Source organism: Ruegeria sp. THAF57 (assembly GCF_903914075.1).
GTDB lineage: Bacteria > Pseudomonadota > Alphaproteobacteria > Rhodobacterales > Rhodobacteraceae > Ruegeria.
Genome location: NZ_CAIWNQ010000003.1, coordinates 397,563 through 417,991, shown reverse-complemented (window position 1 = coordinate 417,991; position 20,429 = coordinate 397,563). Strand labels below are relative to the sequence as shown.

24 protein-coding genes are annotated in these 20,429 nt (G+C 54.3%); 12 read left to right on the top strand and 12 right to left on the bottom strand.

Annotation, left to right across the window (positions count from 1 at the left end):
- Positions 1-4 precede the first annotated feature (4 nt).
- The 5 genes from RUESEDTHA_RS09975 to RUESEDTHA_RS09955 all read right to left on the bottom strand — a co-directional run bounded on the left by RUESEDTHA_RS09975 (position 5) and on the right by RUESEDTHA_RS09955 (position 4,780).
- Positions 5-637 (bottom strand): TetR/AcrR family transcriptional regulator, encoded by a 633-nt coding sequence (locus tag RUESEDTHA_RS09975; protein WP_170699216.1) that lies wholly within the window; start codon positions 635-637, stop codon positions 5-7.
- 1 nt (position 638) lies between these two features.
- A complete protein-coding gene (locus tag RUESEDTHA_RS09970; protein WP_180886591.1) occupies positions 639-1,481 on the bottom strand; it encodes an ABC transporter permease subunit in 843 nt (280 codons plus the stop codon).
- Positions 1,482-2,390, bottom strand: a complete 909-nt coding sequence (locus RUESEDTHA_RS09965; RefSeq protein ID WP_180886590.1) for an ABC transporter permease subunit — start codon at positions 2,388-2,390, stop codon at positions 1,482-1,484.
- A 50-nt stretch (positions 2,391-2,440) separates the two neighbouring features.
- On the bottom strand, positions 2,441-3,583 hold the full coding sequence (locus RUESEDTHA_RS09960; protein WP_180886589.1) for an ABC transporter ATP-binding protein: 1,143 nt from the start codon (positions 3,581-3,583) through the stop codon (positions 2,441-2,443).
- 87 nt (positions 3,584-3,670) lie between these two features.
- Positions 3,671-4,780 (bottom strand): extracellular solute-binding protein, encoded by a 1,110-nt coding sequence (locus RUESEDTHA_RS09955; protein WP_180886588.1) that lies wholly within the window; start codon positions 4,778-4,780, stop codon positions 3,671-3,673.
- A gap of 473 nt (positions 4,781-5,253) precedes the next feature.
- On the opposite strand from RUESEDTHA_RS09955, the gene RUESEDTHA_RS09950 reads away from it, so the two are divergent.
- The 7 genes from RUESEDTHA_RS09950 (at position 5,254) to RUESEDTHA_RS09920 (ending at position 13,374) form a co-directional block, all read left to right on the top strand.
- The gene (locus RUESEDTHA_RS09950; RefSeq protein WP_180886587.1) at positions 5,254-6,459 is read left to right on the top strand and encodes an aromatic ring-hydroxylating dioxygenase subunit alpha; all 1,206 of its coding nucleotides are present in this window, start codon (positions 5,254-5,256) and stop codon (positions 6,457-6,459) included.
- A 329-nt stretch (positions 6,460-6,788) separates the two neighbouring features.
- Positions 6,789-8,111 carry an NAD(P)/FAD-dependent oxidoreductase gene (locus tag RUESEDTHA_RS09945; protein WP_180886586.1) on the top strand — a complete coding sequence of 441 codons (1,323 nt, stop codon included), beginning with the start codon at positions 6,789-6,791 and terminating at the stop codon, positions 8,109-8,111.
- Between the two features lie 580 nt (positions 8,112-8,691).
- On the top strand, positions 8,692-10,650 hold the full coding sequence (thrS, locus tag RUESEDTHA_RS09940; RefSeq protein ID WP_180886585.1) for a threonine--tRNA ligase: 1,959 nt from the start codon (positions 8,692-8,694) through the stop codon (positions 10,648-10,650).
- Positions 10,651-10,870: 220 nt separating this feature from the next.
- Positions 10,871-11,173, top strand: coding sequence for a DUF2282 domain-containing protein (locus RUESEDTHA_RS09935; RefSeq protein WP_171122091.1), 303 nt, complete (start codon positions 10,871-10,873; stop codon positions 11,171-11,173).
- 70 nt (positions 11,174-11,243) lie between these two features.
- Positions 11,244-12,101 (top strand): DUF692 family multinuclear iron-containing protein, encoded by an 858-nt coding sequence (locus RUESEDTHA_RS09930; RefSeq protein WP_180886584.1) that lies wholly within the window; start codon positions 11,244-11,246, stop codon positions 12,099-12,101.
- A complete protein-coding gene (locus tag RUESEDTHA_RS09925) occupies positions 12,098-12,859 on the top strand; it encodes a DNA-binding domain-containing protein (protein ID WP_180886583.1) in 762 nt (253 codons plus the stop codon). The genes RUESEDTHA_RS09930 and RUESEDTHA_RS09925 overlap by 4 nt, the downstream gene beginning before the upstream one ends.
- Positions 12,856-13,374 carry a DoxX family membrane protein gene (locus RUESEDTHA_RS09920; protein ID WP_171122088.1) on the top strand — a complete coding sequence of 173 codons (519 nt, stop codon included), beginning with the start codon at positions 12,856-12,858 and terminating at the stop codon, positions 13,372-13,374. Before RUESEDTHA_RS09925 ends, RUESEDTHA_RS09920 begins: the two co-directional genes overlap by 4 nt.
- A 1-nt stretch (position 13,375) precedes the next feature.
- On the opposite strand, the gene RUESEDTHA_RS09915 is transcribed toward RUESEDTHA_RS09920, so the two are convergent.
- Both RUESEDTHA_RS09915 and RUESEDTHA_RS09910 read right to left on the bottom strand, forming a co-directional pair.
- A complete protein-coding gene (locus RUESEDTHA_RS09915) occupies positions 13,376-13,744 on the bottom strand; it encodes a hypothetical protein (protein ID WP_170776687.1) in 369 nt (122 codons plus the stop codon).
- A gap of 41 nt (positions 13,745-13,785) precedes the next feature.
- On the bottom strand, positions 13,786-14,103 hold the full coding sequence (locus RUESEDTHA_RS09910; RefSeq protein ID WP_180886881.1) for an ArsC/Spx/MgsR family protein: 318 nt from the start codon (positions 14,101-14,103) through the stop codon (positions 13,786-13,788).
- Positions 14,104-14,318: 215 nt separating this feature from the next.
- Between RUESEDTHA_RS09910 and RUESEDTHA_RS09905 the strand changes: the two genes are divergently transcribed.
- Positions 14,319-14,525: a cold-shock protein gene (locus RUESEDTHA_RS09905; RefSeq protein ID WP_170382500.1), complete on the top strand. Its 207-nt coding sequence runs from the start codon at positions 14,319-14,321 to the stop codon at positions 14,523-14,525.
- 78 nt (positions 14,526-14,603) lie between these two features.
- On the opposite strand, the gene RUESEDTHA_RS09900 is transcribed toward RUESEDTHA_RS09905, so the two are convergent.
- Together RUESEDTHA_RS09900 and thyX are read right to left on the bottom strand one after the other, a co-directional pair.
- Positions 14,604-14,912, bottom strand: coding sequence for a hypothetical protein (locus tag RUESEDTHA_RS09900; RefSeq protein ID WP_180886582.1), 309 nt, complete (start codon positions 14,910-14,912; stop codon positions 14,604-14,606).
- Between the two features lie 61 nt (positions 14,913-14,973).
- Positions 14,974-15,885 (bottom strand): FAD-dependent thymidylate synthase, encoded by a 912-nt coding sequence (thyX, locus tag RUESEDTHA_RS09895; protein ID WP_180886581.1) that lies wholly within the window; start codon positions 15,883-15,885, stop codon positions 14,974-14,976.
- Between the two features lie 175 nt (positions 15,886-16,060).
- On the opposite strand from thyX, the gene RUESEDTHA_RS09890 reads away from it, so the two are divergent.
- From RUESEDTHA_RS09890 to RUESEDTHA_RS09880, 3 genes are read left to right on the top strand one after another with little or no spacing between them, the layout of a single operon-like run.
- Entirely contained in the window at positions 16,061-16,489 is a 429-nt protein-coding gene (locus RUESEDTHA_RS09890; protein WP_171126467.1) for a VOC family protein, read from the top strand.
- Positions 16,486-17,190: a DUF1194 domain-containing protein gene (locus RUESEDTHA_RS09885; protein WP_180886580.1), complete on the top strand. Its 705-nt coding sequence runs from the start codon at positions 16,486-16,488 to the stop codon at positions 17,188-17,190. Before RUESEDTHA_RS09890 ends, RUESEDTHA_RS09885 begins: the two co-directional genes overlap by 4 nt.
- Complete coding sequence (locus RUESEDTHA_RS09880) at positions 17,187-17,909, top strand: DUF1194 domain-containing protein (protein ID WP_180886579.1); 723 nt, start codon at positions 17,187-17,189, stop codon at positions 17,907-17,909. Before RUESEDTHA_RS09885 ends, RUESEDTHA_RS09880 begins: the two co-directional genes overlap by 4 nt.
- On the opposite strand, the gene RUESEDTHA_RS09875 is transcribed toward RUESEDTHA_RS09880, so the two are convergent.
- From RUESEDTHA_RS09875 to RUESEDTHA_RS09865, 3 genes are all read right to left on the bottom strand, one after another.
- Positions 17,910-18,407 carry a MarR family winged helix-turn-helix transcriptional regulator gene (locus tag RUESEDTHA_RS09875; RefSeq protein WP_171122081.1) on the bottom strand — a complete coding sequence of 166 codons (498 nt, stop codon included), beginning with the start codon at positions 18,405-18,407 and terminating at the stop codon, positions 17,910-17,912.
- A 78-nt stretch (positions 18,408-18,485) separates the two neighbouring features.
- Complete coding sequence (locus RUESEDTHA_RS09870; RefSeq protein WP_180886578.1) at positions 18,486-18,743, bottom strand: succinate dehydrogenase assembly factor 2; 258 nt, start codon at positions 18,741-18,743, stop codon at positions 18,486-18,488.
- Entirely contained in the window at positions 18,740-19,132 is a 393-nt protein-coding gene (locus tag RUESEDTHA_RS09865) for a helix-turn-helix domain-containing protein (protein ID WP_171122079.1), read from the bottom strand. Before RUESEDTHA_RS09865 ends, RUESEDTHA_RS09870 begins: the two co-directional genes overlap by 4 nt.
- 91 nt (positions 19,133-19,223) lie before the next feature.
- Between RUESEDTHA_RS09865 and RUESEDTHA_RS09860 the strand changes: the two genes are divergently transcribed.
- Positions 19,224-20,426: a pyridoxal phosphate-dependent aminotransferase gene (locus RUESEDTHA_RS09860; protein ID WP_180886577.1), complete on the top strand. Its 1,203-nt coding sequence runs from the start codon at positions 19,224-19,226 to the stop codon at positions 20,424-20,426.
- The last annotated feature ends 3 nt before the right edge of the window (positions 20,427-20,429 follow it).

Sequence of the window (20,429 nt, the reverse complement as noted above, 5' to 3'; positions counted from 1 at the left end):
TCCCTTAGACCGGAAAGTGTTTTGGGAAAAACCGCGACAGCGAAAGCATGCAAACATCCCTGAATTCCCGACGATCGGCCACTTTGGGGTACAACATCAGGCTGAGCCAAGCCCCATCTGACATCGCCTCTACTGCCCGGGCTGTTTTTTCTGGATCAAGATCGTCGTAACCACCGTCGGCGATCAACTCACCACACAGCTCCAGAATTCGCTCGTATCTTTCGTTATCGTATTTATTATGTATTTTCAAATAATTAGGACGATACTTTGCTTGACCCCAGAAAGCGAACCAGACAGCCAAGCGCTTATGAGTGCAGATGCTTTTGTCAAAATCTGCTCGAATGATAGCCGCCAGCCTATGTGCGGCTGTAGGTTCCGCAGCGTCGTAAGACTTTAGCCAATTCTCATAGTGTTCTTGTGCAAGAAAACCCAGCGCAGCATCATATAGTGCTTCCTTGCTGTCGAAGTGATAATTCACCACGCCATGGGACAGATTGGCTGTTTCTGTCACGTGTTTAAGCGTCGTGTCAGAAAACCCGCGTTTCGAGATCGAGTCTATGGCGGCCATGATCAACTGCAAGCGACGAACTTCAGGAGGTTCGGTACGTCGTTTTTTTTGAAGCTCATGCGTCTCCAATTTAACTCTCCTCTCGCTCAGCCATTTGCCTGTCCAGCAGATCCGCTCTTTGTTGCCGGAACATAATGATCGCTGCAATAGCAACACAAATCGCAATTACAAGAATCATGATGGTCGCTAGCGCGTTAATGTCCGGCCTGAGGCCCAGTCGAATGCGCGAAAAGATCAAAATTGGCAAGGTATTTGCGCCCGGACCAGTAACAAAACTTGCTATGACCAAATCATCGAGAGACAGCGTAAAGGCCAGCAACCATCCTGAAATTAATGCCGGCGTCAGCTGTGGGATCGTGATGGCCGTCAAAACTTTGAACGGTTTTGCGCCAAGATCGGCGGCCGCTTCTTCCAGTGTTTGCCCCACACCGGTTAAGCGTGCCTGAATTGTCACTGCCACATAGGCCATGGAAAAAGTGATATGCGCGATCGTAATCGTCGCAAAACCACGCTCGGCAGGCCAGCCGATCAGTTGGTTCAGAGAAATAAAGAAAACCAGCAAGGACAATCCGGTAATCACCTCGGGCATAACCAAAGGAGCAACCAACATGCCACCGAACAAGGTCCGCCCCTTGAACCGTCCAAAGCGCACCATAGCCAGACCTGCCAAGGTGCCAAGCGCCGTGGCAAAAGTAGCGTTGACAACGGCAATCTGAAGACTGAGCGAAACAGCACTCCAGACTTCGGCAGATTGAAAAAGCTCCTTGTACCAGCGCAAGGACCACCCACCCCAAACCGGTACCAGTTTGGAGTAGTTGAAAGAATAGATGACCAACAAGATCATCGGGATATAAAAAAACGCCAGTCCCAAGGTCAGCATGATGGTCAAAAAACGGGAGCGTTTACCGTACATTTATTGCTCCTCCGCCGCTTTGCCTTGGTAGTGCTGGAAGACCATGATGGGCAGTACCAGAATGAACAGAAGAACAATCGCCACAGCGGCAGCAACTGGCCAATCACTGTTTCTAGAGAACTCGTTGTAAAGAACACGACCAATCATCTGCACGTTTCCGCCACCCAGCAGATCGGGGATAACGTATTCGCCGGTCGCAGGGATAAAGACCAAAAGCGAACCAGCGACAATTCCGGGCATCGTCAACGGAAGCGTAATTTTGAAGAATGTATTCGTGGGCTTGGATCCAAGGTCGGCGGCCGCTTCATTCAGGCTGTTGTCCAGCTTCTCCATATTCGCGTAAAGCGGTAGGATCATGAACGGCATATAGGTATAGACGATGCCGATATAGACGGCGAATTCCGTGTACAACATGCGGATCGGCTCGTCGATTATGCCAAGCGCGATCAGAAGATTGTTGATCGTGCCTTGATCTGCAAGCAACCCCATCCAAGAATAGACCCGCAATAAGAAGGACGTCCAAAACGGAAGGATAATTGCAAACAGCAACAGCGGCTTAGCGACAGGCCCGGATCGCACAATTGCATATGCAATGGGGTAACCGAAGACGAGGCAAAGGAACGTCGAAGTCACTGAAATTTTTAGTGAATTGACGTAGGTATCAAAGTACAGGCTGTCTTCCCAGATGTAGACAAAATTGTCAAACACCAGTCGGATGGTAACTATTCCGCTATCCGTCCACTCAATTAAACTGGTGAATGGAGGGCTGGCGATAGCAAGTTCGGCCAAACTTATTTTCGCAACGATAAAGAACGGCGCCAGAAAGAAAACCAGCAGCCAGAAGAACGGTATGACGGTAACGATCTGACGCCATTTGCTTTGTATGCGCCGCATTACCAGACGGAGCATTGATTGTCGTTCACCCTGAAGCGGTTCAGACATATCGTCCGTAAAATCCGTCATGAGTGTAGCAACATCGCACTAGACGGATCCCAGCTGATATTCACCTTGTCCTCCCAAGTTAGCCGCGTAGTGGCATGAGTCGGGCGAGACTGGTTGGGCATTGTAACGTCGAAGACTTCGCCATTGGGCAGCCTTACCTTATAAATTGACGTCTCTCCCAAATACCCCACGTCGTCAATGACAGCCGATGTCTGATTAGCGCCCTCAGTGGCCGCATCCGCTTTATCGAGGCGAATTTTCTCGGGCCTCAAAGCGACCCAAATTTTGCTGCCTTCCTTTACCGAATGACCATGATCAATGAATACTTCGCAGAACTCGGTCTCGACCCGAACGTGATCCGCGCCATCCTCGATGACCCTACCCTCGAAAATGTTTGCTGACCCAATAAAGTCAGCGACAAAGCGGGACTCAGGGAACTCATAGATCTCTGTCGGTGTGCCAATCTGCTTGAAGCGACCAGCGTCCATTACTGCCATTCGCGACGACAAGGTCATCGCTTCTTCCTGATCGTGGGTCACAACAATAAACGTGACACCGACTTTGTCCTGAATGTTGGCAAGTTCAAACTGTGTTTGCTTGCGCAGCTTCTTGTCAAGCGCGGCCAGGGGTTCGTCCAGGAGAAGAAGCTTGGGCCGTTTGACAAGAGCCCGCGCCAGCGCGACGCGCTGCCGTTGTCCACCAGACAATTGCTTCGGTTTTCTCTTTTTGAAATCTTCCAGTTCAACGAGCTTGAGAATCTCGTGAACCCTGTCCGCTATGTCGAACTTCGGGACGTGGTCTTGCTCCAACCCGAAAGCCACATTCTTTTCTACGGTCATATGCGGAAACAACGCATAGCTTTGGAACATCATGTTCGTCGGACGTTCGTAGGCCGGCACATCGGCCATATCAACGCCGTCGATGGTGATCGTGCCCGCGTTCAAATCCTCAAATCCCGCAAGCATTCGAAGCAATGTCGACTTTCCGCACCCTGATCCACCCAAAAGGCAGAACAGTTCTCCCTTGTAGATATCCAGATCGACGTTATCGACGGCTGTCACTTCACCGTATTTCTTGGTTACACCTCTGATTTGAACCAAGGGTTGTTGCTCTTCTTGCTCGAGCCAAGGTGCGGCACTGACGGTTGCAGAAACAGTCAATTTGGGCCTCGCAGTCTGCCAATATGGATTCGAAGGTGCAGTAGCGATCCAATGGGGTTCGCTACTGCACTTGCCAGCGTGAGTGGATTAATTACCGGCTTTAAAGTCAGTCCAGGTACGTGTCTGCAAACGCTCGACCTTGGGAGGGAGAACGGCAGTCGTGTACATCTTGGCAACCTGATCTGATGTCGGGAAAGCTGCCGGGCTGGTGGTGACAGCCTCATCTACCATCGGCTTGGCCGTTAGGTTTGCGGTCGCATACCAGGTGAAGTTGCTATCATTCGCTGCAACTTCAGGTCGCATCATGTAATTCAAGAAAAGATGAGCGTCTTCTTTGTTGGCCGCGTCCTCTGGGATCAACCAACCATCTATCCACAACTGCGCCGTGCGATCACCTTCGGGCAGGAAGAAGTCTAGCACGACACCAGTGTTGGCTTCAGCCGCGCCTGACATCGCAAGTAGTCCATCCGGGCCCCAAGTGGTTGAGACACAGAACTCTTTCTGAGGCATCCTCTGATACGCATAATTGTCGAAGGTTTTGATGTACGGCCTAATTTCCGCCAGCATCGCCCCAACCTTCTCATAGTCTTCCTTGTTTGTGGAGTTCGCGTCCAAACCCATATGCGCCAAAGCCATTGGTATTATGTCGCCCGGTGAATCCAGGAATGAAACGCCACACTTGGCCAACTCTTTCATGTGCACGGGATCGAACACCATATCCATCGAGCCAATGGGGGCATCAGGATAAGTCTCTTTCACCAATTCTTCGTTGTACGTGACGCCGTGCGTTCCCCACATGTACGGAATGAAATGCTGGTTGCCTGGATCCCACTCACTTGCCAGCTGTTCCATAATAGCCGGATCAATGTGCTTTATGTTGTCCAGCTTCGACATATCGAGCGGGGCAACAATACCTGCCTTGATCAGCCGAGCTGTATCGCTACCGGCATGACTAACCACATCATATCCGCTATTTCCAGCCAGTAGCTTGGCATCAATTGCTTCGGCAGAGTCATACGGATCGTAAATAACTTTGATACCGAATTCTTTTTCGAAGTTCTCGATTGTGTCTTCAGCGATGTACTCTCCCCAATTCGTAACCTTCAACACGCGCTCTTGCGCATATACCGATCCCGAAATTGCAGTAGCCGTTACTGCTAAAAACGTAGTTCCGACAACTTTCCTGATTGAGTTCATAACTTCGCTTCCTCTCCCTGAGTGGTGGCTTCAGTAATTTCGATTGCCTTGTTTGCTAGACACTATTTCGAATGATCGCGCCTCATGTTTCAGGCGCGATCATCTTGCACCCCATCCGCGCCAGCCATGATAACTTTATCTGACTGGTCATTCAGAACGGTAGTCTGATGAAATCTCCGCTGTCAAGTTTAGTTGGTCTAATTTTGATCAAACTCACGCAAACCGCTTATCTTGAACAAAACTTATGCAGACATCCCAATAGCCGCAATCTCAAAAAGACTCAAAAGCGCTATTAAAAATACGTTTCTGAATGATCATTCAGTCAGTATGAGTTGACGCGCAACCCAAATTGGGCGAAACCTACAGTCACTCGTAGGGTGGCTAATCCAACTGTTTTTCAAGACTGCATGCTTGAGTTCGCCCACCCAACCGAAACACAAATTGACCAAATCAAAACTATGCGGATTGTTCGGATGCGTGACGAATCCAGAAATACCGAGGTTCCTGCCAATTGGGATCGACGCGGGCTGCCGGGGTGGTGCTATCACAGCGCCGCTCTTCTTGAGCTCGAAAAGAGCGAACTTTTCAAAACTCACTGGCAAATAGCCTGCCATGTCTCGGACATCCCGGAAGCCGGTAGCTTTCTGTGTTTCGATATGTGCGGCGAACGTGCTCTGATCTTGAAATCCGACAAGTCCGAAATCCGCGCGTTTCTGAACGTTTGTCGTCACCGCGGCTCACGGCTTGTGTCTGAAGATCAAGGAATATGCAAAAACGCTCTGGTCTGCCCGTTTCACGGCTGGGTTTACAATCTTGATGGAACGCTGCGCGGCGCTGCTCGCCCAGAGTCATTCCCCGATCTAGACAAGCACCAATTTGGTCTGAAAGAAATCGAAATGGAGGTCTGGCAAGGTTTTGTCTTTGTTCGATTCAAACCCGGCCCCCAACCATCGGTGGCTGAACTACTGGCCCCGATTGAGCAAGAGATATCTGCATACAAAATGGCAGATCATGTTCCCACAGACGGGATCTGGACGGAAGAAACTCCGGTAAACTGGAAATCAATCAGAGATGTTGACAACGAAGGGTATCACGTCCCACTCGCGCACCCTGCCCTTCAGGATTTATATGGCTCAACATATTCTGATGAACCCTATGTCGATGGCGTCTCACGCTCCGATGGAAAATTCACTCCGACGAAGGGCCGCAGGTGGGCCGTTCGCAACTACAAGAAGTTCACAAAGCCGCAGCCTCACCTGCCTGAACACTTGCACAAAACTTGGCTTTACTACGGTATTTTCCCAAATGCGGTAATTGCTGTCACACCTGAGACAACCTTGTTTTACCAAGAATTCCCCGTAACGACAGAAAAGTCCATCTTACGGAGCGCGACATACCGAAACCAGAACGAAGACCGCCAACAACGAGCGGCACGCTACCTTGCAGCTCGGATCGATCGAGAAACAGTGGAAGAAGATATTCAGCTGACGATTTGGTCCAACGAAGCAATGGCTTCAGAGGCTTTCGAGGGATTCTATCTCTCCGATCTGGAATATGGCGTGCGTTCCCATCACGACCATCTAAGGAGAATACTGCCCATCTATAACTCTGAAGTAGCGCCCGAAGAAGATGAAGTCGCCTCAATGAATGATACGTTGTCGGCTAAGCGGAAATCGTGACTACAGGCGCCCACAAAGTGGAAGAAGTAGAAGTTCAAAGGCGGTTCCTGACAACGACTGTTGGAACGCCTGATTCTGGCGCCACAAGATATGCTGCCGCGATGTATTTCTATAAGAGCGGCAAGCTTTCCGCCGAGATGTTGGAAATATACCGCAGATGCAGCAAGTTTGACACGGAAGACCCGCTCGATCTGGCTAGATACGAGGGCGTTTCAATTCCGGAATTTGTTTGCGATCTAAACCCAAGCACCGACACATGACTGCTTCAGTGCACGTGACAAAATCCTTGGACAATTCAGATCCTTGTAAATTCTCGCGGTGCCAGGAAAGTGCAAGCCACTCCGGAAATTGTTTCTTGGACCACTCTAAATTTTGGAGCGAAAACATTGAACGTTTGTGACTTTGACGTCGTTGTCGTTGGCGCCGGAGCAGCAGGAATTGCAGCTACTCGCGCTCTCAAATCGGCGGGACTCTCAGTAGTCTGCGTCGAGGCCTCCAACCGTGTCGGGGGGCGCACACATACGGACACGGAAACCTTTGGTGTCCCCTTCGACGTGGGTGCGCACTGGATGCACACCGAACATGTAAATGCTCTGAAAGAACCGGGGCTCGCACTTGGACTTGATCTCTATGCGGCTCCGGACAACTCGACGACCTATGGCTTGGAGGATGATGCCGTTCTTTGGGACGAAGTCGATGAAATTCATACCGCTATAACCGAGGCGGCGCGCATCGATGCAGAAATCGAAGCTAACACGGGAATTCCAACAGACCGGTCCTTGGCGGACATTTGGCAGAACAAAGGGCATTGGTCATTTACTGCGGCCATGGCATTTGCATTGTCGATTGGCAGAGACCTGCCCGATACATCGCTGAGAGACATCTGTGCCTGGGAGGGGGGCGACGATTGGTTTTGCCGCGATGGCTTCGGACACCTTGTCGCGTGCACTGCGCGGGGCCTGCCAATCAAACTGAACACCCCAGTTACAGAAATAAAATCTCTCGCGGATGGTGTGGAAATAACTACGGCTACCGGCAAGATCAAAGCTCGAAGTGTAGTCGTCACAGTTTCTGTCGGTGTCCTAGCCGAAGACATTATTCGCTTTGATCCCCCGCTTGAATCTGACCGGCGCGCAGCGCTCGAGCTTATCACCATGGGAGACTACAATCACGCAGGCCTCCTTTTCCGCCCTGGCGCGTTGCCCGTGCAACCTGATACTTGGCTGACATACCACTTAGAACCCGACGCCAACGGGGTGGCCCGCGGAGGCGGTTTTCTTTGCAATATCTCAAGCACCGACCTAACCAGCTTTGAAAGCTCTGGTAGCTTTTCCAGACACTTGCAGGACGCGGGACCTGAAAGCGCCATAGAACACGCTCTGGAAACACTCGTTGGCTTCTTCGGCACGACCGTCAGAAAAGCCTTTATCAAGGGTCACGCCACCGCGTGGCGAAATGAACCTTATGTGCGCGGTTCGTACGCCGGAGCCAAACCAGGAGGCTACACCCAACGCGCTATCTTACGCCAGTCTCATGCTGAGCGAGTGCACTTCGCCGGAGAAGCGACGCATCCTAGTCAACAATGCTCGGTCAGCGGCGCACACCTAGAGGGGATAAGGGCTGCAGAAGATGTAATTGCACAATTACGCTGACCACCTAGCGATCAATTTGCTCCAGCAGAGGAATAATCTTAGAATTTCAACCAAACCTATCGACAAAATCCACAAGGCTAAACTCGGCTTTCAAGTGCTCTTCGGTCAATTCAGATGGAGCTATCCAATCAAAGAGAGATGGCAAGCGGTTGGAAGTTTTGGGCGAAGCCTATGGTATGGACGGCGAAGTGATCGAAACACCAGGCGGCGACTTTCGCTTCCGGCGTTTACTCCACGCAACCACCTGATGACGGTGCTGATGAACTTGGGCGACCGAATGGAGTACCCCAATTTCAAGGACGGCATTCCCGGGGACGATGCGGCTTTCGAGGGCGCACGCCACAAGGTGTAGGGGGGTGTTCGGCGACTTACAGGAGGGCGGGCCATACGGTGCAGGACAGTGATTGCACCCCTCTGACAATCGCTATATGAGACGCATCGTGGCTTTATCGTCGCTAAAAGCCACAAAACAGTGACGAGTGACACCGCATCGTCCTAAAAATCACTGTTTTCAAAATCTTAAATTGCGACACCCGCAACCGGGCGTTCAGTGGGCGCCAAACCGACGAGGAGAGCCGACATGGCCCTGGATTCAAAATCCGTCTCACTCACCTTTCCCGATGGCAACGCACGCAGCTATGACGCTGGCGTTACACCTGCGCAGGTGGCTGCCGATATTTCGACTTCGCTGGCGAAAAAAGCGATTTCAGCCACGGTCGATGGCAAGCACTGGGACATGCAATGGCCCATCGAAGCCGACGCGCAAATCGCCATCCACACCATGAAGGATGAAGAACAGGCCAATGAGCTGATCCGCCACGATCTGGCGCACGTCATGGCCCGCGCCGTGCAGGAAATCTGGCCCTCCACCAAGGTCACTATCGGCCCCGTGATCGACAACGGCTGGTATTATGACTTTGACCGCGAGGAACCCTTCACCCCCGAAGATCTCGGCCTCATCGAGAAAAAGATGAAAGAGATCATCAACAAGCGCGACCCCGTCACCACCGAGGTCTGGGATCGCGACCGCGCGATCGAATTCTACAAGGCCAATAATGAGCCGTATAAGGTAGAGCTGATCGAAGCCATTCCCGGCGATGAGCCTCTGCGCATGTATTGGCACGGCCACTGGCAGGACCTGTGCCGTGGTCCGCACTTGCAGCACACCGGCCAGCTGCCTGGCGACGCTTTCAAGCTGATGTCCATCGCCGGGGCCTACTGGCGCGGCGACAGCGACCGCGCCATGTTGCAGCGTATCTACGGTGTGGCCTTCACCGGCAAGGAAAAGCTGAAGGCGCACCTGCACATGCTGGAAGAGGCCGCCAAGCGCGACCACCGCAAGCTGGGCCGCGAGATGGACCTGTTCCACATGCAGGAAGAAGCTCCGGGGCAAATCTTCTGGCATCCGAACGGATGGAAAATCTATACCACCCTGCAGGACTACATGCGCCGGATGCAGGAACGCGACGGCTATGTTGAGGTGAACACTCCGCAAGTTGTCGACCGCAAACTGTGGGAGGCGTCGGGTCACTGGGACAAATACCAGGAAAACATGTTCATCGTTGAAGTCGATGAGGAACACGCCCGCGAAAAGGCGATCAACGCGCTGAAACCCATGAACTGCCCGTGCCACGTGCAGGTGTTCAATCAGGGCCTGAAGTCCTATCGCGACCTGCCTCTGCGTATGGCCGAGTTCGGATCTTGCGCGCGTTACGAACCCTCGGGCGCTTTGCACGGCATCATGCGGGTGCGCGGGTTCACGCAGGACGATGGCCACATCTTCTGCGCCGAGGATCAGATTGAATCCGAAACTGCCAAGTTCATCGCCTTCCTGTCCAAGGTCTATGCCGATCTGGGCTTCCACGACTGGACGATCAAACTGTCCACCCGCCCCGAAAAGCGGATCGGGTCGGATGAAAGTTGGGATCTGGTTGAAAAGGCCCTTGGGGATGCCTGTAAGGCCGCCGGGTACGACTATGAGGTTCTCGAAGGCGAAGGGGCGTTCTACGGACCCAAGCTGGAATTCACTCTGACCGATGCGATTGGCCGTACATGGCAATGCGGAACTCTGCAGGTTGACCCCAACCTGCCCGAGCGTCTGGACGCCAGCTTTATCGGCGCAGATGGCGCGAAACACCGCCCCTTCATGCTGCACCGCGCCACGCTGGGTTCGTTCGAGCGTTTCATCGGCATCCTGATTGAGGAACACGCAGGCAAGCTGCCGTTCTGGTTGGCCCCGCGTCAGGTTGTCGTCGCCTCGATCACCTCCGAGGCTGATGACTATGTCGCCGAAGTGGTGGAAACGCTCAAAGCAGCAGGCGTGCGTGCCGAAGCGGACATTCGTAATGAAAAGATTAACTACAAAGTCCGCGAACATTCTGTCGGTAAAGTGCCGGTGATTTTGGCCGTCGGTCATCGCGAAGTCGAAGACCGTACCGTCAGCGTGCGCCGTCTGGGTGAAAAACAAACTCAGGTTCAATCCCTCGAGACTGTAACAATTGAGCTGTCAAAGGCGGCAACTCCGCCCGATCTGCTGTAACATTCAGCATCAATTTGACTGCGATCCGGCCCCAAGACGGGGCCGGATTGAAATATTTTCCATTTTCGATTTCAAAAACAATGTGTTACCCTACAAGAGGGCATGACCTTGCCTGACGGGGTTGTGAGACACGGGCTCGTGAATTTAACTGAGCCGTCAAAGCCACTACCTTTGTCATTGTCAAACACAGACATACGCAGTCATCAAAAGGATTTCCGAGATGTCGAACACCGCTAAATCCCTCGTTATCGCAAGTGCCGTTGCAGCAGCAGTATCTGGCATGGCCACCACCGCGACCGCGCAAGCCAAGGAAAAGTGCTATGGCGTATCGCTCGCAGGTGAAAACGATTGCGCCGCGGGCCCCGGCACCACCTGCGCCGGTACATCGACCGTAGATTATCAGGGCAACGCCTGGACCCTTGTCGATGCGGGCACCTGCGCCGATATCGAACTGCCAAAATCGGCAGACGGTTCGGACCGCAAAGGCTCGCTGGAGCCGCTGGAACGCGACCTGCCGGCATAAGCCTAAGCCTTGAAGAATTTAGGGGCGGGCCATAACGCCCGCCTCTTTTTCGTGACCGGGGAATATTCTCATGCTGGACAATGCAATCCGATCGAACAGACTGCCTTCGGCACCGGGCGTCGGCTACAAGCCCCAGCACTTTGCCGAGATCCTCGAGCACGCGAACCCGGTTGCCTGGCTTGAGATTCATGCCGAGAATTATATGGGGGACGGCGGCAGGCCGCTTGCGCAGCTTCGTCACCTTTCAGAACAATTCCCCATTTCAGTTCACGGCGTTGGCCTGTCCATCGGAGGAGAGGCTCGGCTGGATGCCGATCATCTGTCCCGCCTGAAGCACCTTGTCGGCTGGCTCAACCCCGCAAGTTTCTCGGAACATCTGGCTTGGTCGACCCATGACAGCCATTTCCTGAACGACTTGCTGCCCCTGCCCTATACCGACGCCACCCTTGCCCGGATTTGCGAGCATATTGATCAGGTGCAAGACATTGTTGGTCGGCAAATGCTGCTTGAAAACCCCTCCAGCTACCTCGCCTTCGAGGAAAGCACCTGGTCCGAGCCTGAGTTTTTGGCCGAGATCACCCGGCGCACCGGATGCGGTTTGTTGCTGGACGTGAACAACGTATTTGTCTCGGCCACCAATCTGGATTTCTCTCCGCAGGGCTACATAGATGCCTATCCGCTGGATAAGGTCGGAGAGATTCATCTGGGCGGTCATGACGAAGACGAAGATGACCACGGCCACCCCTTGCTGATCGACAGCCATGGGCGCGAAGTCGTTGACCCTGTTTGGGCGCTGTTGGACTATGTTCTTGAAAAATCAGGGCCAAAGCCTGTTTTAATTGAATGGGACACAGACGTACCGGACTGGCCTGTCTTGAGGGCCGAGGCTGAACGGGCGCAGACGGCGTTGGACCGCATTCCGGCATGAGTGTATCTCAGACCGCATTCCATACTGCATTGCTGGATCCCTCCCAAGCGGTTCCCGACGGGTTGGTGGATTCATCCGATCAACCTGCTGGTCGTCGGTTCAGCGTTTATCGCAATAACGTGGCCGTTTCGTTGACCGAGGCGATGCATCAGGCCTTTCCGGTGATCACCAAGCTGCTCGGTACACAGAACATGGATGGGCTGTCCGGGATATTTCTGCGCAAGCACCCTCCGACGACCCCGCTGATGATGTTCTATGGTGAGGAGTTTCCCCAGTTTCTGACCGGGATGGAGCAGTTGGCGCATCTTGGATACCTCGCGGATGTTGCCCTTTTGGAATTGGCGCTGCGCCGCTCTTACCACGCCACTGACAGCACGGCAGTCGACGCCAAGGCGTTGGCCGTTTCTGCCGAAGAAGTCATGCAGGCGAAACTGGAATTCGCCCCGTCGATGCAAGTTATCCGGTCCGAATGGCCGATATTCTCGATCTGGCGCTTTAATACGCAAGACGATGCACCGAAGCCTCAGGCCATCGGTGAAGATGTATTGGTCACCCGACCCGAATACGATCCCGCTCCGCACTTGCTGCCCGCAGGCGGCGCGGATTGGATTGCAGATATGATGACCGGTTTGACCATCGGTCAGGCGTTTGAAAACACATCTGCGATGACCCCCGAGTTTGATCTCGGGACCACTCTGGCGCTGCTGCTGCAAGGTGGCGCCATTACTTCTGTGACTATCGAAAGGCTGGCACAATGACTGCCCTGATCTCTCTTCACAACAACGTTCTGGGACGGCTGGACAGCTCAGCCAACTGGCTGACCCCGACGCTTGCACGGTTGGTTTTTGTTGCTGTTTTGTTTGTTTACTATTGGAACTCTGCGACGCTGAAAATAGATGGATCTATTTTCTCAGCCTCTGCCGGTGCGTTCGGTCAGATATTCCCCAAGGCGGCTGAGGCTGTTTTGTACGACGTCACCCAGATGACCTTCTTTCAACGCATCGTAATCTTTCTGGGTACGGTTGCCGAGTTTGTTTTGCCGGTCTTGCTGCTGGTCGGATTGCTGACACGGGTTGCTGCGCTGGCCATGATCGGATTTGTGTGGGTGCAAACCATTGTCGATGTCACCGGCCACGGTGTGAAGCTGGGTGGTCTGTTCGACAACGCCATCACACTGATGGATCAGCGCGTCATGTGGACGTTCCTGTTCCTGGTGATCGTCATCAACGGCGCAGGTCCGATCTCGCTTGATCGTCTGCTGCGCCTGAAGTGACCTAGAAATGCGCCTTGGGCTCGTCCGGTTTACCCGCGGCCAGCCCAAGGAGGCCCGCCACCGCAGCAAATGCCACTGGGAACATGGTAAACGCATTGAACCCAAACGCGTAATACATCCCCGCCGCGGAAATCAGCAGTAAGATCCCACCGAACAGTGCCCGCGCATGGGCCATGGCCCCACCCGCGATTGCCAGCAGGGGCGCAATGATGGACATGGCTTGAATAAGCTGGGCGTTGTCCACTTGCTCGGCCAGCCCTTCGACTTCGCCGAACCGGTCAATCAGCTCTACATAGCCGTAGCCAAAAAAGCCGACAATCATACCGATCAGTCCGGCAATCACACCCAAAATCATCGCTGCGTTACGCATCACTTGTCCTCATTCTTGCGTCAAAGCAGATAGGTACGCTTTCAGGAAACGCCAAGTGCTGTCTTGGTTTCCGGGGTCCAACCCAGAAAAAGAGCGCCATCCCGTTCAATCAGCGGGCGTTTCATCAGGGTCGGATGATCCTGTATCAGCTCTAACGGAGGTCGCGCGCGCTGCTCTTCATCCAGACCACGCCAAGTTGTCGACCGCGTATTGAGCAATCCGCCGCCGAAAATATCGAACGCCTCAGACAGTACAGTTTCAGGTACGCCTTGGCTGCGAACATCAACAAATTCGGCAGAAGGAAGTGATTTCAAAGCCTTACGGCAAGTATCACATGTCTTTAGACCAAAAAGGCGCATTTTTAGGCAACTCCTGATTTTGAGCCATTTTTTAGCATTTTCGCCTGCTTCTCTCGGTAATTCTTGATTTTTTACTTCACCGTGCAATGTTGAAAAAGACGAAATGCGCAATCCGGGCCGTGGCGTGTGGGCGAGGCGGTGATGTGTTGCGGTGGCGTCAATCACTACCCCCACCAATTTGTGGGACAACGTGTAAGTAGAAGGAGACACGGGAAATGCCAACTGGCACCGTGAAATGGTTTAATACCACTAAAGGCTATGGGTTTATTGCCCCTGATGAGGGCGGCAAGGACGTATTTGTTCATATCTCGGCCGTAGAACGGTCCGGTCTGACCGGGCTCGCTGACAATCAGAAAATCTCGTACGAGCTGCAAGACGGACGTGATGGCCGCCAAATGGCTGCTGATTTGAAGCCGCTTTAATTTCCCCGTTACTGCGGGAACTAAAAACAGGCCAACGGCTAATTTTCAGCCGTTGTCCGCCGCTAAAGGTGTGCGACCTTACCCTCGGGCCGGTTTTTCTTCGGCACGGGTATGCCAGTCTTGTCCCATTGCCACAATGCATGACGTGCCCGTCGAATACGTGACGACCATGGTCCAGTCACCTGATTTACTGGTCCAGACCTCCATCAACTGTTCGGGTCCACGCAGGCCGGTTGCGTGCCGCTTGGCTCCGAACTGACGAAGAAGCTTGTCATGCATTTTCGGGGTCGGTTCGCAGATCACCTCGGCTATTGGCGACTTGGCAGAAACCGGAGTCGCCAACAACAACCCAGCGCATACGTATCTAAGAGCTGTCACAAGTGTCATGCACTGACCGTAACAGTTTCATGACAAAATGTATAGACAACCGATATGCTTCAGCCGAGTATCACCCTTTCTGGATGACACCCTGAAACTCGCGCCATTCCCGCGCGGTCATCCCTGAATTCTCCTGTGTCACAGCCTCGCCCGACAGCATTCTGCGCAGGCAATCGACCATCTGCGCAGACAGGTTCACCGCGCCCAGCCGATAGTCTTCGAACGCACGATAGGCAAACGGCACCCAGTCGGCGACGATCTTGCACATGGTGTCGGCATAAACACGGATTTCATACTGAGCATGCGGGTCAGCGCGCAAACGCAGGAAGTGGAACAGATTGTGCAGGTCCACCTTCCAATACCATTGCGTATAAATATTTGCTGGCAAGTTCATCCGCGCCAATTCGCGCGCCAATCCTTGCTGGCCATCCTGACTGATCATCGCCTCGTAGTTGTCGTAACAGCGGGCACTGTCTGCCTTGAGCATTTCCAGAACGCGCGCGGCCTCTTCCCCCTGCAGGGCGTCACCTCGGCCCTGGTTGTTGATCTCGGACTGCGCCGCGACGTGGTCGGGCGCGGGGATGTAGAACTCACGATCAAGGATCGAGTAACGGGCCGAGTATTCGTTCACATTTGCCGTCCGGTGCCGAATCCACTGACGCGCGACGAAGACGGGCAGTTTGACGTGCAGCTTGATCTCGCACATCTCGAACGGGGTCGAATGCCAATGCCGCATCAAATAGCGTATCAGGCCTTCGTCGTTCTGAACGGATTTGGTGCCCTTGCCATAGGAAACGCGGGCGGCCTGACAAATGGCGGCATCATCGCCCATATAGTCGATCACGCGCACAAAACCGTGGTCCAGGACCTGATGCGCGGTGTAAAGGTGTTCCTCCATTCCCGCTGCCACAACGCGGCGTGTTGGATGCGATTGCGCCCGTTGCGCTTCGATCTCGGCCAGTTGGTCGGTGGACAGCGGCATGAATATTCCTTTCCAGCAATGAGTCGCCCACCACTATATCTCGACAACCCCACGACCGGAACCGCGATATGTGCGCCCTGCACAGCAAATTATAAAATGTGCCCCGGCGACCTCTCGACACGCTTGGTCTGCGCGCTAATCTGCAGGCTATCACCGAGATAGAAAGGAAGCCGCAATGGGGCTCACATACCTCCACACCATGGTGCGCGTTAAAGATCTGGAGAAATCCATGGCGTTTTATGAGCTGCTTGGCCTGAAAGAGACACGCCGCTACGAAAGTGAAGAGGGGCGTTTTTCCTTGATCTTCATGGCGCCTCCGGGACAGGAGGACCGGCCGATTGAGCTGACTTACAACTGGGATGGGGATGATGCGCTGCCCAGTGACAGCCGGCATTTCGGGCACCTCGCCTATGGCGTGGACAACATCTATGACATGTGCCAGCAGTTGCAGGACAACGGCGTGGTTATCAACCGTCCGCCACGTGACGGCAGAATGGCTTTCGTGCGGTCACCTGACAATATTTCTGTCGAGCTGCTCCAGAACGGTGAAGCTTTGGCCCCAGCAGAGCCCTGGGTCAGCATGGACAGCACTGGCCACTGGTGATCCGCTGGCTTGCAACATTGGGTCTGGCCTTTATGGCCGGCCCCCTGAAGGCCGAGACCTGCCGCCTCGCCCTTGCGCTGGCTATGGATATCTCGACCTCGGTCGATGCGGCCGAGGATATCTTGCAGCGGCAGGGTTTAGCCGCTGCCCTTATCGCGCCCGAGGTCAAGCAGGCGTTTTTTTCGTCGCCCATGCCCGTCGCCCTGGCCGTTTACGAATGGAGCGGCCGCGACACACAACACGTCATTCTGGACTGGACAATGATCCGAACGCAGGCTGATCTGCTAACAGCAGCCGCGACGGTTCAAGGCTCGGTCAGAACCGACAGTGGTTCGGCAACCGCCATGGGATACGCGCTGGCATTCGGGGCGACGTTGATGCAACAGGCTCCGGCGTGCCTGTTCCAAACCATCGACCTGTCTGGTGATGGGTCTAACAACGATGGGTACGGGCCGGATTCCGCGTACAGGCACTTCCCGTTCGAAAACACGGTGGTTAACGGTCTGGTCATCAATGCCGCGGATTTTGAGGGAGAGTTGTTTCTTATCCCGTTTTTCGAAAACAACGTCCTGCATGGCCCCGGCGCGTTTCTGGAAGTCGCGCAGGGCTTCGAGGACTTTGAACGCGCAATGCGGCGCAAACTGGAACGCGAACTGAAAGGGTTGCAAATCGGCGCCCTTGAAGATGCCGACCCCGAATGATACGCCCGATCGCAATTGCGGCTTCTTTTCTGGGCAGCCCGGCGGCGTGTGACTGCAGACAGGCGCTGGCCCTGGGTCTGGACGTATCGGGGTCTGTCGATCAGGCGGAATACCGGTTGCAACTGGATGGTGTCGCTGCTGCGTTGCAAAGCCCGGAAGTCCAACAGTTGATCCTGTCCGAAGGGTTAGCTCCGGTGCGAATGGCGATCTTCGAATGGAGTGAAACCCATCACCAGCGTATCCTTGTGAACTGGACCGATATCCGCGTTCGCCAAGACCTTGCGCGGATTGAAGCCAATTTAAGCTCGGTAACCCGCAGCAATGCGCCGCAAGGCACGGCGCTTGGGTCGGCGATGCAGTTCGGGGCCGATCTATTGGCGCAACAGTCCGAATGCTGGAAACGAACACTTGATCTGTCCGGGGATGGCAAACGCAACCTTGGCCCCCATCCACAAGAGGTCAAGAACGAGCTGTCCCGAAGTGGGATCACCATCAATGGGCTGGTCATCGGGGTCGACGACGCCGATCAGTCCGATCAGCGCACGGTTCAGGTCAGTGAACTGACGGCCTATTTCACCGCCTCGGTCATAATGGGCCCCGATGCTTTTGTGGAAGTCGCGCTGGGGTTCGACGACTACAAAGCTGCGATGACTCGCAAACTTATCCGAGAGTTAGAGAGCCTGTCCCTGTCCGAGGTCGGCCGGACCACCCGCCCCTAGCTAGTAAATATAGCGGATCTGATCAGTCCAATACCGCTCGACCCGGCGCAATGACCCCGTGATGTCTTCGATCCCTTCGAATTCCAGCACCCCGCGGGATTGCAGACCTTCGGCATGACGAGAAAACAACTCGGATACGATGTCCCTGATCTGCCGCCCCTGTGGGGTCAGTCGCACCCGGACGGAGCGGCGATCAATCTCGCACCGTTGATGATGCATATAGCCCATTTCAACCAGTTTTTTCAGGTTATAGCTGACGTTGCTGCCCTGATAGTATCCACGGCTTTTCAATTCACCAGCCGTAACCTCGTGATCGCCTATATTGAACAGAAGCAACGCCTGCACAGCGTTGATTTCCAACACGCCGACGCGTTCGAATTCATCCTTGATGACATCCAGAAGCAGACGGTGCAGCCGCTCGACCAAGGCGAGCGCCTCAAGGTAACTGGTCATGAAACCCTTGGCCGCCGGCGCGGAGACCTGCATTTCCATACTCATCCGATCCTCCGATTCAATCGCGCTGTTTCACGCAGCATGAATCGAAAAACCGAAAAATCAGTTAAATCCGTTTTTCCGTTATTTTTGAAACGTTTGAGCGATATCGGAAATTAAATCGGAATAGTGCGCAGGCGGCGCGACCTGACCTGTCACCCACTGATAAAGGTCCTGATCGTTTTCGTGCAGAAGCGCGTCATAATTATCCAACCCGCCCCTATCCATTCCGGCTAGGTTCCGATCCGCATAAGCCGACAAAATCAAGTCCATTTCCTTGATCCCCCGACGCATAGATCGCATTTTCAGGCGTTTGATCCTGACGTCCCGGGTTTCGGTCATTTGCTTTGCTCCAGCATCAGTCGGACGCGCTTTTCCAGACGCGCTGCGCGCTCGGAGCTGGCGCGCATTTCACCCCGGATCGAGCGTAGTTCAGCAACGACTTCGGCCAGTTCGGGCGCGCTTTCGTCGGCTTCGACAGGCGCATCCATCCCCTCGCCTTCCCCCGTCAGCAACCACATGATCGAGACATTGACCATGCCAGCCAGCATCGACAAACGATTGGCCCGAGGCTCGGACAGGTCATTTTCCCACGCTGCGATCGTGGCCTTCTTTACCCCCAATCGGCGCGCCAATTGAGACTGGGTCATTCCACCGGCTTCACGCGCGCCAGCCAACCGATCCCCGAATGTTGCAGCGTCCGGCCCATACCAGTCGTTTTCATCGTTCATTCGGGTCTCCAATTCTATAGGTCATATTGCTTGATCGTCATTCGGGCGCACCCTATGACAGACAAGTTGATCATTCAAACAGAGGGCCCCAATGAGTTTCCTGTCTGCGACACTGTCACGCGTAAAACCGTCGCCTACAATCGCAATGACGGCAAAAGCCGCCGAATTAAAGGCTGCCGGACGTGACGTTATCGGTCTAAGCGCCGGGGAACCGGACTTTGACACCCCTCAGAATATCAAGGACGCAGCGGTCGCCGCCATCGCCGCGGGCAAGACGAAATACACAGCACCCGACGGCATCCCCGAACTCAAAGAGGCCGCTTGCGCCAAGATGAAGCGCGATCACGGGTTGGAATATACCCCTGCGCAGATTTCAGTTGGCACCGGGGGCAAGCAGACGCTTTATAACGCGCTGATGGCCACGATGAACGAAGGCGATGAGGTGATTATTCCCGCCCCCTATTGGGTTAGCTACCCTGATATGGTGTTGCTGGCGGGCGGTACTCCGGTGGTTGTGGAAACAGCGCTTGAGAACAGTTTCAAACTGACCCCAGACCAGCTTGAGGCCGCGATCACGCCTAAGACCAAGTGGTTCATCTTTAACTCTCCGTCCAATCCCACCGGCGCAGGGTATAGCCGCGCGGAGCTCAAGGCGTTGACGGATGTTCTGATGCGTCACCCGCATGTGTGGATCATGTCGGACGATATGTATGAACACTTGGCCTATGACGGGTTCGAGTTCTGCACCCCGGCAGAGGTTGAACCTGGGCTGTACGAACGCACACTGACCTGCAACGGCGTGTCCAAGGCCTATGCCATGACCGGGTGGCGGATCGGATACGCGGCGGGGCCGGTGGAATTGATTGCGGCGATGCGCAAAATCCAATCTCAGTCGACGTCAAATCCCTGTTCTGTCAGCCAATGGGCAGCGGTCGAGGCTTTGAATGGCACCCAGGCGTTTCTGGCCCCGAACAACGTGACGTTCAAACGTCGCCGCGATCTGGTGGTGCAGATGCTGAACGATATTGACGGCATCACCTGCCCCACGCCCGAGGGCGCATTCTATGTCTATCCATCCATTGCGGGGCTAATCGGCAAGACATCACCCGCGGGCACTGTGATCGAAAACGACGAGGCGTTCGCAACCGCCCTGCTGCAAGAGGCGGATGTGGCCGTCGTGTTCGGCGCAGCCTTTGGTCTGTCGCCGAATTTCCGCGTCAGCTATGCGACATCGGACGAGGCGCTGACCGAAGCTTGCACACGCATACAACGCTTTTGCGCATCCCTGACCTGATCG

Excerpts from the sequence above, each read along its gene's own strand:
- RUESEDTHA_RS09970 (WP_180886591.1), bottom strand. The coding sequence starts at position 1,481 with ATGTACGGTAAACGCTCCCGTTTTTTGACCATCATGCTGACCTTGGGA.
- RUESEDTHA_RS09965 (WP_180886590.1), bottom strand. The coding sequence starts at position 2,390 with ATGCTCCGTCTGGTAATGCGGCGCATACAAAGCAAATGGCGTCAGATC.
- RUESEDTHA_RS09955 (WP_180886588.1), bottom strand. The coding sequence starts at position 4,780 with ATGAACTCAATCAGGAAAGTTGTCGGAACTACGTTTTTAGCAGTAACG.
- RUESEDTHA_RS09950 (WP_180886587.1), top strand. The coding sequence starts at position 5,254 with ATGCGTGACGAATCCAGAAATACCGAGGTTCCTGCCAATTGGGATCGA.
- thrS (WP_180886585.1), top strand. The coding sequence starts at position 8,692 with ATGGCCCTGGATTCAAAATCCGTCTCACTCACCTTTCCCGATGGCAAC.
- RUESEDTHA_RS09935 (WP_171122091.1), top strand. The coding sequence starts at position 10,871 with ATGTCGAACACCGCTAAATCCCTCGTTATCGCAAGTGCCGTTGCAGCA.
- RUESEDTHA_RS09930 (WP_180886584.1), top strand. The coding sequence starts at position 11,244 with ATGCTGGACAATGCAATCCGATCGAACAGACTGCCTTCGGCACCGGGC.
- RUESEDTHA_RS09925 (WP_180886583.1), top strand. The coding sequence starts at position 12,098 with ATGAGTGTATCTCAGACCGCATTCCATACTGCATTGCTGGATCCCTCC.
- RUESEDTHA_RS09920 (WP_171122088.1), top strand. The coding sequence starts at position 12,856 with ATGACTGCCCTGATCTCTCTTCACAACAACGTTCTGGGACGGCTGGAC.
- RUESEDTHA_RS09915 (WP_170776687.1), bottom strand. The coding sequence starts at position 13,744 with ATGCGTAACGCAGCGATGATTTTGGGTGTGATTGCCGGACTGATCGGT.
- RUESEDTHA_RS09910 (WP_180886881.1), bottom strand. The coding sequence starts at position 14,103 with ATGCGCCTTTTTGGTCTAAAGACATGTGATACTTGCCGTAAGGCTTTG.
- RUESEDTHA_RS09905 (WP_170382500.1), top strand. The coding sequence starts at position 14,319 with ATGCCAACTGGCACCGTGAAATGGTTTAATACCACTAAAGGCTATGGG.
- RUESEDTHA_RS09900 (WP_180886582.1), bottom strand. The coding sequence starts at position 14,912 with ATGACACTTGTGACAGCTCTTAGATACGTATGCGCTGGGTTGTTGTTG.
- thyX (WP_180886581.1), bottom strand. The coding sequence starts at position 15,885 with ATGCCGCTGTCCACCGACCAACTGGCCGAGATCGAAGCGCAACGGGCG.
- RUESEDTHA_RS09890 (WP_171126467.1), top strand. The coding sequence starts at position 16,061 with ATGGGGCTCACATACCTCCACACCATGGTGCGCGTTAAAGATCTGGAG.
- RUESEDTHA_RS09880 (WP_180886579.1), top strand. The coding sequence starts at position 17,187 with ATGATACGCCCGATCGCAATTGCGGCTTCTTTTCTGGGCAGCCCGGCG.
- RUESEDTHA_RS09875 (WP_171122081.1), bottom strand. The coding sequence starts at position 18,407 with ATGAGTATGGAAATGCAGGTCTCCGCGCCGGCGGCCAAGGGTTTCATG.
- RUESEDTHA_RS09870 (WP_180886578.1), bottom strand. The coding sequence starts at position 18,743 with ATGACCGAAACCCGGGACGTCAGGATCAAACGCCTGAAAATGCGATCT.
- RUESEDTHA_RS09865 (WP_171122079.1), bottom strand. The coding sequence starts at position 19,132 with ATGAACGATGAAAACGACTGGTATGGGCCGGACGCTGCAACATTCGGG.
- RUESEDTHA_RS09860 (WP_180886577.1), top strand. The coding sequence starts at position 19,224 with ATGAGTTTCCTGTCTGCGACACTGTCACGCGTAAAACCGTCGCCTACA.